This window comes from Enterococcus pallens ATCC BAA-351 (assembly GCF_000407485.1).
In the GTDB taxonomy this organism is placed as follows: domain Bacteria; phylum Bacillota; class Bacilli; order Lactobacillales; family Enterococcaceae; genus Enterococcus_A; species Enterococcus_A pallens.
Genome location: NZ_ASWD01000002.1, coordinates 1 through 12962 on the forward strand (window position 1 = coordinate 1; position 12962 = coordinate 12962).

Consider the following 12962-nt stretch of genomic DNA (forward strand, 5'->3'; position numbering starts at 1 on the left):
ATGAAAGAAAAAGCGTTCGACTTGCATGTATTAGGCACGCCGCCAGCGTTCGTCCTGAGCCAGGATCAAACTCTCATAAAAAGTGTTTGAAACAGTCTTGCGACTGTTCAGCTCAATTTAAAAATTGATTCGCTAGCAATTGCTTGCTATGTTGTTTGCTTCTATTATATAGAAGCGCCCTACACATTTGGTTTGTTTTATTCGTTCAGTTTTCAAAGGTCTACTATATGATAAATCTGACAATCCGTTGTAAAACTTGTCGTTCCAACAACTTTTATATCATATCAGTTGCTTCATAATTAGTCAAGAACTTTTTTCATCTTTTTTCTGAAAAAATGAAATTATCAATCAGCAACTTTCATATCATATCTTTTATCAAAACGTTTGTCAACAAAAAGTTTTCCGAATATTTTCGTGAATTTTTTCTTTTTGCAGCAACGTTTTGTATCATATCATATACAGGGAGAATGTCAACAGCTTTGCCTAATTTTTTTCATAAAAAAACTGGTCCTATTAATCTAAGACCAGTTAATCTCTGCTTCTATCCCTAAATGATCGCTAATTAGCGGCAAATCTTTTCCGTCAAATACAGTTTTATACTTATTTACACGGAATGCAGCTTGATTGAAAATATAGTCTATTCGAATGCTTGTATGATTATTTTGCCAACCATCAATAGCTTTTTCAACCGTTCCTCTTCCATAACGAACCTCAGCCTGCTTATAGCTGTCCAAAAAGTTTAAAGGACTTTCCATTATTAATTGGTAGCCTTGGTCAGCTACTTCATCAGAATTGTTGAAGTCCCCCATGATCATCATTGGAAGAGATATTTTTTTTGCTTCGTTTTCCAATTGTTGCCACTCATAAGAGAAGCCTTCTGATGAAGAAATCCACCATGAAAAGTGACCATTAATTACTACAAAGTCTCTTCCCTGATGATTCGTCTTACTTATTAGGACATTTCTTGTGCGGTAATCTTTAGGATCAGCGCTTTCCGAAATAAGCAGTGAATAAGAGGCAAGGGGACTTTTTGATAAAAGCCCTACCCCTTCATGATAAATGTCATACCCAATATGGTTATATACCCAACTCCAGTAATAATTACAGCCTAATTCGTTCAGTCTATTCACCAGTAATAGCATAAAATTGTCTTCACGAATTGCTTTTTGCTTCAATACAGGCTGAAAATAATTGTTGGTAGTTATTTTGGCAGCGTTTCTACCTTGATTAACTTCTTGTAACGAAACTAAATAATAGTCATTTTTTTTGATTGTTTGTGCCAAAACCTCAATTTGCTTTCCCAGGTCCTCTTCCATATAGCTATGTGTGTTTAATGTTAATACCTTCATAAAACCCCACCTTCTTAGCTATCAATACTACCAATGCTTTCTCCTTTTTTCACTTGTCCAGTTTTATCAAAGTGATACGCTTCTATTTTTTCACCATTAGTGAAGATAACAATCATTGTAGTTAGCTTACCAGCTTTCTCAATCTCCGCCAAATTTACCTTAGCAATAGGCGTTCCTGCTTCAACCATCTGTCCCTCGTCGACTACTATATTAAACGGTCCGCCTTTTAAATCTACTGTATCAATACCCATATGAATCAATACTTCAATACCATTAGACGTTTCTAAACCAATGGCATGTCTTGTTGGAAAAACAGAGGTCACTTTTCCAGTCAGCGGGCTTACAATTTCACCGTTATCAGGGATGATTGCAAAACCTTCGCCCATCATCTTTTGTGAAAACACATCATCTTCAACTTGATCAATCGCGATTAGCTCTCCATCAGCTGGTGCGACTAACTGTGTATTCGCTCCAGAAAAATTAGTTTCTATTTTTTCAACAGGAGTTGTTGTGCTTTCTACCGAAACAGTTGGAATCTCAGCACCGGAATCTAATAAATCTTGAATATCTGATTTAAGAATATCTGCCTTCGGACCATAAACTGCCTGAACGCCATTATCCTTTACTAAAAGACCCATTGCTCCAGCTTTCTTCCATTGTGCTTCGTTGCCGACCTTTTGATTATCATTTACTGAAACCCGCAGTCGAGTCATACAAGCATCAACATCAGAAATATTGTTCGATCCACCAAGCAGATTAATAATTTGAACAATTTGAGAATTAGCATCCGCGGTTCCACTGTTGCTTGCAGTCGCTTCATCTGCCCCTTCATTTTCATAGTTACCATTTCTTCCTGGCGTAGCATAATTGAATTTTTTTATCATAAAATTCGCAACAAAATAAGTGAAAAAACCAAAGACAATGGTAACAATAACAAAGTTTAAGAAGTCACCGCCGATTCCTGCATTTAATCCCATCGGCAAGCGTGTCAATAATTCAATGTTACCAAATGAGTGAACTCGCAAATTAATGATGTCTGCCATCGCAAATGCGGCTCCTTGAATAACAGAATAAACAGCATACAATGGTGCTGCAACAAACATAAACATATACTCCAAAGGTTCCGTAACGCCTGTTAAGAATACCGCTGCTGCTGCTGAAACGTACATTGACTTGTATTGTTTAACTTTATCTTTATCAACATTGCGGTACATAGCAACAGTTAGCCCCATCAAAATACCCGATGAGCCAATCATTTGTCCTACTTTAAAACGCGCTGGTGTCCATTGCTCTAAAACTTGTGCATATTGTGCAGTATCTCCTGCGCCACGTAAGTTTACTAAATCTGTTGCCCATGCCAGCCAAAGAGGGTCTTGTCCAAATACTTGTTGTCCTGCCTGAGCTCCAGTCAGTATTTCATATGTTCCACCAAGAGCTGTATAGTTAATTGGAATAGTTAACATATGATGTAGCCCGAAAGGCAATAGCAATCGTTCCAAAGTACCGAACAAGAATGGTGCTAGGATTGGTGCTGTGTCTTGTGATTCAGCAATCCATTTACCAAATTCGTTAATTCCCGTTTGGATAACCGGCCATACTAACGCTAAAATTAAAGAAACTATTACGGAACGGAAAATGACTACAAATGGTACAAACCGCTTCCCATTAAAAAAGGTTAACACTTCAGGCAGTTTTCTGAAATTATAGTATTTATTATAAGCGGTCGCACCAACAAAACCTGCAATAATTCCGACGAAAACCCCCATATTTAGCGCTGGAGCTTCCAATACACTAGTGAAATAACCATCTACCATAATTTCTTGGCCTAAAAGCGTATGCGTAATTGCTTCAGGATTCGCTAACATTTCACTAGTTACGCCAAAAATTGCTCCTGTAATACGATTAATTAGAATAAATGCCAAACCAGCTGCAAATGCCCCTCCAGCTTTCTCTTTTGCCCAGCTTCCGCCGATTGCTAAAGCGAACAACACGTGAAGATTTCCGATAACCGCCCAACCGATATTCTCAATTACACTACCAGTCGTTACCAACCATCCTAAATTCTCACTAATCATAGGCAATGATTTACCAATACTAATCATCAGTCCAGCAGCAGGCATTACTGCAATAACAACCATTAATGCTTTACCGAACTTTTGCCAAAACTCAAAACTAAAAATACCTTTGATCCCTTTCATAAGACCTCTCCTTTAAAAAAATTATTAATGCAATCGGTTGCGCTGTTTTGCATTATACACTGCAAAAATACTTTTGTAAACTCTTCCAACAAAATTAATTATTTACTATAATGGTGATTTTTGTCAAGATTTAAGCTTTTACTTGACTAACGCAACCGATTGCGTATATGATAAAAGAAAAAGCACGCTTAGGAGGAAGAACATGAACCAAATTCAACGATTATTTGATATTGACCCTTGGAAAATCCGTACAACCACATTAGATAAACAAAACCGCCGCTTACAAGAATCCCTTACTAGTATCGGAAACGGATATATGGGACTGCGAGGCAACTTTGAAGAAACCTATAGTGGAGATCATCATAAAGGAACCTATTTAGCTGGCATTTGGTATCCTGATAAGACAAGAGTCGGCTGGTGGAAAAACGGCTATCCTGATTATTTTGGAAAAGTAATTAACGCAATTGATTTTTTACAAATGAAAATTTTCATTAATGAAGTGGAAGTTGATTTAGCTAAACAGGAAATGGTAGATTTCGAGTTAGAGCTAAATATGCAAAACGGTGTTCTATCCCGCTCGTTTACAGTAGTGTTAGGCGATGCTAAAGTCCGCTTTTCTTTTGAACGCTTTTTGAGTATTGTCAAGAAAGAATTAGCAGTGATTAAATTAACCGCCGAATGCCTTTCAGGCGATGCAACCATTAAGATCATTTCTAGTTTAGACAACAATATCCAAAACGAAGACAGCAATTACGAAGAAATGTTTTGGATTGAAAAAGAACGCGGCCACAAAGAAGAGATTAGTTTTTTGACTGCTCAAACTGTTCCAAATAACTTTGGAATTGAACAATTTTCAATCACTGCTGCTATGAAGCATCTTGGTACCCTGGAAGCACAAGTGCAACATGATGATCAACTAATCGTCTCTGAGCAATTCGAATGGACTTTGACTGCTGGCGAAGCTGCTGAAGTAGAAAAACGAGTAGTGATTTTAACGAGTCGAGATCTTCCAGAAGCCAAACAGCGGGAAGCAGCTGCGGAATTGCTAACTACTTATGATCAAACTTACGACGAGCTGTACAAAGAACAAAGCGCTGCTTGGGCAAAACGTTGGGAATTAGCAGATGTATTAATTGAAGGTGACGATGAAGCTCAGCAAGGAATTCGCTACAATATTTTCCAGCTATTCTCTACTTATTACGGCGATGATGAACGATTAAATATCGGGCCTAAAGGTTTCACTGGTGAAAAATATGGTGGTGCAACTTACTGGGATACTGAGGCCTATGCAGTACCAATGTATTTGGCTTTAGCAAAACCTGAAGTCTCTAAAAATCTATTGAAATATCGGCATAACCAATTGCCAGAAGCAAAAATTAATGCTCAAAAGCAAGGGTTAAAAGGTGCACTCTATCCGATGGTCACTTTTACAGGGATTGAATGCCATAATGAATGGGAGATCACCTTTGAGGAAATCCATCGGAATGGTGCGATCGCTTATGCTATCTACAATTATACAAACTATACAGGTGATGATAACTATTTGAAACAAGAAGGCTTAGAAGTGTTAACTGAAATCGCACGCTTTTGGGCTGACCGGGTACACTTTTCGAAACGCAATCAAAAATATATGATTCATGGTGTGACTGGTCCTAACGAATATGAAAACAACATTAACAACAATTGGTATACCAACACTATCGCAAGGTGGGTACTAAAATATACCTTGGAAAACTATTTACGATATCAGGATAGTACTTCTGTTATCATTACTAAAGAAGAACAAGTCAAATGGCAAGACATAATCGAAAATATGTACCTACCAGAGGATAAAGAACTAGGCGTGTTTGTTCAACATGATACTTTCTTAGATAAGGATCTTATGCCAGTAAGTGATCTTGCGCCAGAGGATCGTCCCCTTAATCAAAAATGGTCCTGGGACAAAATTTTGCGTTCTTGCTTTATTAAACAGGCAGATGTTTTGCAAGGAATTTATTTCTTTAATGACCAATTCAGCATAGAGGAAAAGAAAAGAAACTTTGAATTCTATGAACCAATGACAGTTCACGAGTCTTCTTTGTCCCCTTCCGTCCACGCAGTTTTAGCTGCTGAACTAGGAAAAGAAGAGAAATCGGTTGAGATGTATCAACGTACAGCTCGCTTAGACTTGGATAACTACAATAATGATACACAAGATGGCCTGCATATCACCTCTATGACCGGCAGCTGGCTAGCTATTGTCCAAGGTTTTGCCCAAATGAAGACCTTTAACAACAAATTAAGCTTCGCACCATTTTTACCTAGCAAATGGCAAAGCTATTCTTTCCATATTAATTATCGTGGACGTCTAATTGCTGTTGCAGTGAATGGAGATGAGGTTGCATTGAGCCTTAAAGAAGGTACACCATTTAACGTGGACATTTACAACCAAACAGTGGAGTTAGTTAACGAAGTGACTGTTCCACTAATTAAGGAGGGCTAACATGTTTAAGGGCGTACTTTTTGATCTTGATGGTGTTATTACAGACACCGCTGAGTACCATTATCAAGCTTGGAAAAAACTGGGAGCTGAAATAGGAATTACCATTGACCGCAAATTTAATGAACAGTTAAAAGGAGTCAGTCGCGACGATTCACTTACACGTATGCTGGAATACGGTGGGAAATCTACTGAATTTACACCTCAGCAATTTGTAGAATTAGCTGCTCGAAAAAATAAAAATTACGTAGAGATGATTCAAAAAGTCTCGCCAAATGATGTATATCCTGGTATTTTAGAACTGTTAGAAAATTTAAAACAAGCAGGAATCAAAATTTCATTAGCATCAGCTAGTAAGAATGGTCCATTTCTACTGAAACAAATGAGGTTAACTAATTATTTTGACGGCATCGCCGACCCTGCCAAAGTACAAGCAGGAAAACCTGCTCCAGATATTTTTATTGAAGCTGCTAAGATTGTCGGATTAACGCCGCATGAATGCATTGGAATTGAAGATGCTCAAGCTGGAATCACTGCTATCAAAGCCAGTGGTGCATTACCAATCGGTGTAGGAAAACCCGAACAGCTAGGTCACGACATCGCGCTTGTAGCATCTACTAAAGAATTAACCTTAGAATTTTTAGACGACTGCTGGAAAAAACAGTAGCCGAGAGAAGGGAGAGAATCATGACTGTTACTGTAAAAGATGTTGCAAAAAAAGCCGGAGTCTCTCCTTCTACCGTTTCTCGCGTAATTAACGATCATCCTAGTATCTCAAGTGAAACAAAAAAGAAGATTCGCCAGATTATGGAGGACATGGGCTATTTTCCTAATGTTACCGCTCGTAATTTAGGTAAACAACGAGCCAATTCTTTAGGAGTGATACTTCCGCCATTGGATTCCAGCGAACGAATCGGTAACCCGCTATATCTAGAGTTGATTAATGCTATTAACGAAACAGCCCATGATTTTCAGGTGACTACCGCTGTCGCTTCTGCTACGACAGCAAAAAGTTTATTAGAGAATGTCACACGGATGCATCGACAAAAACAGGTGGACGGATTTATTTTGACCTATTCAGAAAAAGATGATCCTATAGCAAAATATCTATACGAAAAGCAGGTTCCCTTCACTTTAATCGGACGGCCGGCAGAAAAGGAAGCCGAAATTGTCTATGTCGATAACGATAACCAGCTGCTAGGTAAGCAAGCTGCCGAATTTTTGTTGTCAAAGGGACATAAAAACATTTTGTTTGCCTCAAACGTGAATCAGCAAATAATCTTTTTCGAACGCTACTTCGGGTATCAAGAAGCGCTTATGCTGGCAAATCTGCCGACACATCCACCCATTACTTTGATTCAACCGGAAGATTATGCTACCTTTCCTGAGATTATTGAGGAAACAAAAGCAACAGCTCTAGTGGTAATCGATGATATTTTTGCTCTGCGAATTATCCAATTAGCGAATCTTTATGGCTATCAGGTACCCGATGATCTATCTATCATCAGTTTCAATAATTCAATTTTTGCGACCTTAGTACACCCTTACTTAACAACTATTGACATTGATATATCTGATTTAGGACGTTTAGGTACGCAAAAGCTCATGGAGCAAATCGAAAATCAACCAAGTAACGGTGTCCAATTAGTTGTACCACATCAATTGATCCAAAGAGAAACTGTCATCGAAAATCCTAAGAATCAATAAAAAGCTGAAGGCGCAACTTGTGGCCTTCAGTCTTTTTTCGCTATACTGCACAAATAGAAAGAAGGAACAAACATGCTGATTATTCTATTAGGTATAGCACTCTTTATATTGTACGCTCGATATGAAACCTTTAATTTAAAAGAAAAGCATTTTAGTCTGAAAAAGGAACCACAAATAAAAATCACAGAAGAGTCCACGGGTTCTTTCACAATTGCACATATTAGCGACGTCCATTTCTCAAGGTTCTATTCTGCAAAACGTTTTTCAAAAATTGTTGCTGCGATTAATCGACAGTCACCCGATGTCATTGTATTCACCGGCGATCTAGTAGAAGATTTTCGCTATTGGCGAAAAAAAGATTGTTCCGGAATCATCCGACAGTTGAAGGCTTTACAAGCAAATCAAGGGAAATTTGCTATTCTAGGAAATCACGACTATCAATCTGATGGCCAACAGCACGTACAAAACCTCTTAATAGAAAGCGGCTTTAAACTTTTAGATAATCGAACACAGTTAGTAAACTCCATTAGTCTTTCTGGGATTGAAGATAGTCAAGGAGGTAAACCCGACTATTCAATTACACCCCTACCAGCTGATTTTTCAGTTTTATTGCTTCACGAACCAGATCAGGTGAATCAAGTGCAGTTCCTATCAGCATTTGATTTGGTTTTAGCAGGACATAGTCATGGAGGTCAGCTTCGATTTCCTGGAGTCACTTACCGAAACCAAGGATCTAAAAAATATTGGGCAGGTACCTATCATCTATCTGATAAAACGATGCTTATCGTAAATACCGGTTTAGGAACTACAGGACCTCCATTACGGTTTCGTGTTATCCCTGAAATTCTTTATCTTCATTTGTGAAACCTCATCCCTCTATGATTTAGCGGTTTGAATGCTATTTCGAAACAAACGACAACGGAAAATAGAAATAATTATAGTCATTCATCATAAATCATTAAAATTTGAGGCGTAGTCTCGTGAAAAAAATGATATAATAAAGAAAAACGGAAAAGAGGTAGATTATGAGCGTTCTTTCCCATATGGACAGCATGAAAAAGGATATGTCTGCTGCCGAAAAGAAAATTTATCGCTTCATCTGCGATAATAAGGAGTCTATTCCTAATATGACAGCAAGCGAAATTGCTGCCGGTGCAGGATCAAGTGCACCAACAGTTGTACGTTTTTCAAAAAAGATGGGGTACAATAGTTTAACAGCTTTTAAAATCAGCCTTTCCGCTGAAACAAAGCAGCCTGCAGAAATTACTGGTTATAGTGATGTTGATCCAAATGATCCTTTCCAAGTACTAAAACACAAAGTAGCAACGAATGCCCAATTCACAATTAGCGAAACAAGTGAACTTTTTAATGAGAAAATTTTCAATGAAACTTGTAAACTCATTGAATCTGCTAATTTTTGCTTTGTTTCTGGTATAGGTGCCTCACGTTTAGCCGCAGATGACTTTGCACAAAAATGGACTCGCCTTGGTAAAAACGTAGTTTACGAAACAGATTATAACCTGCTCTTGCCGCAATTGGTTACTAATGCTAAGCATAGCGTACTATTTCTAGTTTCGAATTCAGGAAAAACGCCAGAAATGGTTGCATTTGCTGAAACTGCCAAAAGCTTAGGAATACCAATTATTGCTTTGACACAATTTGGTCAGAACCGTTTATCAAAACTAGCGGATATTCATTTACAGACATCTCGACCGATGGAAGCCGAAGCTCGCAGTGCGGCAACTAATTCGATAATCGCGCAATTTATTACCATCGATCTATTGTTCTATTTGTACACTAGAAGAAATCAAAAATATGCTAAGAAGATTTTGAATACACGTCACGCTATTGACACGTATCGGCAGAAGTATTTCTAATTTAAGCATCGAAGTTCTTGGCCAATCAGCCGGCACTTCGATGTTTTTTTATCAAATACCCTTTCCGAAATTAATCTTTTTCTAATTTTATTAACAAGTTAGTTAAAAGTTACATTGTGTAGTCAAGAGGTTATTTTTGTTAAATCTCCCCCAATATATAGTAATTACAGCTGATTTTACTATTGGCAAAAAAACTTTCAATAACACCCTTAATAAGTTAAAAAAATATTTGATTACAACGCAAAAATTGTTCCATAAAATAAATTTTGTTTAAAAAAACTGAGAGTAAACGCTTTCTTAGTTTAAAATACCTAATGATTCCACTAGAATCTACTATCTTATTTACTTAATACAAGGTAAACTATAGATATAAAATGTAGGATTTCCTATTTATACGGAGGGCGAGATTAGCAATGAAAGCGAAGAAAAAAAAACAGTTAAAAGCACAATTTTTAAAAGAATCTCCTTTATTTAAATTAAAAAAGGAAACTAAGGCGCTCCTTAAAAACGGAGAGAATCCTTATTTCCTTGCCTTAGACTGTTTGTATCACCGTTACCATATCACACATTTCGATAAATCTGATGAGCAATTAATGAATTTTCTTGAACGTTACTTATTAGAATTAATTGAACCTGTTAACTATCATGTCGGTCAGGAGCAATTATTGCATGACATGGGAAAATATCAGCACTTGTTAGAAACATATTATCTATTAAAAAATGATCCATCCGCATTTAAGCAAAGTGTTGAATGGCTGCAAGAGTTTTTTACCGATCAAATAGAAACAATCAAGCAATGGCCGGATCAGTTTATCCTAAGTATTTTTTCTGTAATAAAAGAAAACAATGCATTTTATTTTGTTAATGAGAGAGACCAGCAGAAATATTTAATCAAAAATTTTAAGGCATTAAACCTAAAAAGCCTAGCAGCCAGAAAGCTTCGTGTGATCGCTTTGATTGTTCCAATTGGAGAAGACTATATTTCTACCCCACCAATTATTAGCGATCCAGACCAAGTTATTTTGGCAGCTTTAAGAAAAACATCTGCTGAAGAAGCTGCTGAAGATACAATCTTGTGGTATACCAGCTTCTTACACGATCAAATTGGCGAAGATATGGATGAGGTATTCGAAAGACTAGATAAGAAGTTTAGTGAAGAATTAGGTGATACTGCTGGTTGGGACGATGAAGCAGACAAGGAGGATCCACCTTTTTATCCCGCGCAAAGGCAAGCCCTTGAAACTCCAGAAGGTTTTGCACGCAGACTGTTGGCTCAGGATGAAACGCTAAACGAGTTTATTTATCGTGAGCAAATGATGACCTTCTTAGTACAAATTATTAATCGTTTTCCTCAAATGTTTTTTGCAAAATCCAATGCTTTTTCTTTACTGGAAGCTTTAAGAGACATTTTTACAGACGAAGAAGTTGACGATGAACAGTTTGAAATGTACAGCAATTTTGCTTCTCTTTTCTGGTACGGTTTTTTAAGAGAAAATATGGCTGATGAAATTAAAGAAATTGAACCTTATCAGGTTTCTAAAGATTATTGGTTTGAACAATTTATGTCTTGTTAATTCAAAAATGAGACTCCCTGATAATGCTTTTACGTTTTACTTTAAGCGTTGAATCCACTTAAACTTCAAACCAAGTAAGTGATCAAAATACTGAATGCAATGATTAAAGTTAGACTAGTCTCCAACTTTAGTCATTGCAAACAGTCATTTGAACACTTTTTTATTTTTCTATTGAGGAGCATTAATAAATACGCAGTTTACCATTCCTTGATAATTATTAGGTTCTAATAATTGCTCCCTTTTATACCTGATCAAGAATACGTAAAAAAAGCATAGAACTCATTTCTCTTACATAAAGTCTTTACACTTTAGTTTTAAATGAAGTAAAAAGGTTCTAAATACTGATTATTCCCAGTATCTAGAACCTTATTCTACTGATTAACCGACTGATCCTTCCATTTCAAACTGAATCAGACGATTTAATTCTACTGCATATTCCATTGGTAATTCCTTCGTAAATGGTTCAACAAATCCCATAACAATCATCTCAGTCGCTTCCTGTTCCGAAATACCACGACTCATTAGATAATACAGCTGTTCCTCAGAAATTTTAGAAACCTTGGCCTCATGCTCCAAAGAAACATTACCATTCATGATTTCGTTGTAAGGAATCGTATCCGAACGGGAAATGTCATCCATGATAATTGTATCACACTCAATGTGGCTAAATGAGCCTTCACTATTACGAGTAAAGCGAACTGTTCCACGATAATCTACTGCTCCGCCATCCTTCGCAATTGACTTAGAAACAATAGAACTAGAGGTATTTGGTGCATTATGAATCATTCGTGCACCATTGTCTAATACAATATTCTTTCCAGCAACAGCGATTGACAACATAGTACCACGAGCGCCTTTACCATTCATGTAAACACTCGGGTATTTCATAGTAACTTTAGAACCTAAGTTGCCATCGACCCATTCCATAGTAGCATTCTCTTGTGCTTGGCCTCTCTTAGTTTCTAAACTGTAAACATTATTGGACCAATTCTGAATCGTCGTATAACGACAATAGCCATCTTTTTTAACAAAAACTTCTACCACAGCTGCGTGCAGACTATCTGACGAATAAGTCGGAGCCGTACAGCCTTCAACATAATTGATGCTGGCGCCTTCATCTACAATAATCAAGGTACGTTCAAATTGTCCCGTATTGGCTGCATTGATTCGGAAATATGATTGAATTGGAATATCAGTTTGAACCCCTTTTGGTACGTAAATAAAGGTTCCACCTGACCAAGCAGCTGAATTTAAAGCAGCCAATTTATTATCTGATGGCGGTACCAAGGTACCAAAATATTCTTTAAACAATTCAGGATATTCCTTCAATGCAGAGTCGGTATCCGTAAAGACGATCCCTAATTTCTCAAATTCATCCTTCATATTATGGTAAACCACTTCTGACTCATACTGGGCCGAAGCACCTGCTAAGTATGCGCGTTCTGCTTCAGGAATTCCTAAGCGTTCAAAGGTTGTTTTGATTTCTTCAGGAACATCGTCCCAGTCACGAGCAGGCTTATTGCTTGATTTGATATAATAATTAATTTTATTGAAATCTAGGTCACTTAAATCTGGACCATAATCAGGCATATCTAGTTTGTAGAATGTTTCCAGAGATTTCAAACGAAACTCTAGCATCCACTCAGGTTCTCCTTTAACGCGGGAGATTTCGCGAATTACTTCTTCCGACAAACCTTCACCAGTCGTAAAGACGGGTTTTACATCGTCGTGGAAGCCAAATTGGTACTCATCTTGCAGTTCAGGTACAGTCATAGTTC

Annotated in this window: 9 protein-coding genes and 1 rRNA gene; 6 read left to right on the plus strand and 4 right to left on the minus strand. The window is 37.4% G+C overall.

All coding sequences use genetic code 11. The features are described 5' to 3' along the window. The 3 genes from I588_RS27245 to I588_RS06685 all read right to left on the minus strand — a co-directional run. Positions 1-81: ribosomal RNA gene (locus I588_RS27245) — 16S ribosomal RNA — on the minus strand; the annotation flags it as partial. 437 nt (positions 82-518) lie between these two features. Then, positions 519-1349, minus strand: a complete 831-nt coding sequence (locus I588_RS06680) for an endonuclease/exonuclease/phosphatase family protein (protein WP_010755814.1) — start codon at positions 1347-1349, stop codon at positions 519-521. 14 nt (positions 1350-1363) lie between these two features. Beyond that, complete coding sequence (locus tag I588_RS06685) at positions 1364-3547, minus strand: PTS transporter subunit IIBC (protein ID WP_010755813.1); 2184 nt, start codon at positions 3545-3547, stop codon at positions 1364-1366. Positions 3548-3749: 202 nt separating this feature from the next. Here I588_RS06685 and I588_RS06690 point away from each other — a divergent pair, with 202 nt between their 5' ends. The 6 genes from I588_RS06690 (at position 3750) to I588_RS06715 (ending at position 11184) form a co-directional block, all read left to right on the plus strand. Beyond that, positions 3750-6029, plus strand: coding sequence for a glycoside hydrolase family 65 protein (locus I588_RS06690; RefSeq protein ID WP_010755812.1), 2280 nt, complete (start codon positions 3750-3752; stop codon positions 6027-6029). Position 6030: 1 nt separating this feature from the next. Then, the gene (gene pgmB / locus I588_RS06695) at positions 6031-6693 is read left to right on the plus strand and encodes a beta-phosphoglucomutase (RefSeq protein WP_010755811.1); all 663 of its coding nucleotides are present in this window, start codon (positions 6031-6033) and stop codon (positions 6691-6693) included. Between the two features lie 20 nt (positions 6694-6713). Next, complete coding sequence (locus I588_RS06700; protein ID WP_010755810.1) at positions 6714-7733, plus strand: LacI family DNA-binding transcriptional regulator; 1020 nt, start codon at positions 6714-6716, stop codon at positions 7731-7733. A 72-nt stretch (positions 7734-7805) separates the two neighbouring features. Continuing rightward, positions 7806-8597 (plus strand): metallophosphoesterase, encoded by a 792-nt coding sequence (locus I588_RS06705; RefSeq protein ID WP_010755809.1) that lies wholly within the window; start codon positions 7806-7808, stop codon positions 8595-8597. Between the two features lie 161 nt (positions 8598-8758). After that, positions 8759-9610: a MurR/RpiR family transcriptional regulator gene (locus I588_RS06710; RefSeq protein WP_010755808.1), complete on the plus strand. Its 852-nt coding sequence runs from the start codon at positions 8759-8761 to the stop codon at positions 9608-9610. 413 nt (positions 9611-10023) lie between these two features. After that, positions 10024-11184, plus strand: coding sequence for a hypothetical protein (locus I588_RS06715; protein WP_010755807.1), 1161 nt, complete (start codon positions 10024-10026; stop codon positions 11182-11184). 378 nt (positions 11185-11562) lie between these two features. Here the strand turns inward: I588_RS06715 and sufB are convergent, their stop codons facing one another. Further along, a complete protein-coding gene (gene sufB, locus I588_RS06720) occupies positions 11563-12957 on the minus strand; it encodes a Fe-S cluster assembly protein SufB (protein WP_010755806.1) in 1395 nt (464 codons plus the stop codon). Between the last annotated feature and the right edge of the window lie 5 nt (positions 12958-12962).

Excerpts from the sequence above, each read along its gene's own strand:
- pgmB (WP_010755811.1), top strand. The coding sequence starts at position 6,031 with ATGTTTAAGGGCGTACTTTTTGATCTTGATGGTGTTATTACAGACACC.
- I588_RS06700 (WP_010755810.1), top strand. The coding sequence starts at position 6,714 with ATGACTGTTACTGTAAAAGATGTTGCAAAAAAAGCCGGAGTCTCTCCT.
- sufB (WP_010755806.1), bottom strand. The coding sequence starts at position 12,957 with ATGACTGTACCTGAACTGCAAGATGAGTACCAATTTGGCTTCCACGAC.
- I588_RS06705 (WP_010755809.1), top strand. The coding sequence starts at position 7,806 with ATGCTGATTATTCTATTAGGTATAGCACTCTTTATATTGTACGCTCGA.
- I588_RS06680 (WP_010755814.1), bottom strand. The coding sequence starts at position 1,349 with ATGAAGGTATTAACATTAAACACACATAGCTATATGGAAGAGGACCTG.
- I588_RS06710 (WP_010755808.1), top strand. The coding sequence starts at position 8,759 with ATGAGCGTTCTTTCCCATATGGACAGCATGAAAAAGGATATGTCTGCT.
- I588_RS06685 (WP_010755813.1), bottom strand. The coding sequence starts at position 3,547 with ATGAAAGGGATCAAAGGTATTTTTAGTTTTGAGTTTTGGCAAAAGTTC.
- I588_RS06690 (WP_010755812.1), top strand. The coding sequence starts at position 3,750 with ATGAACCAAATTCAACGATTATTTGATATTGACCCTTGGAAAATCCGT.
- I588_RS06715 (WP_010755807.1), top strand. The coding sequence starts at position 10,024 with ATGAAAGCGAAGAAAAAAAAACAGTTAAAAGCACAATTTTTAAAAGAA.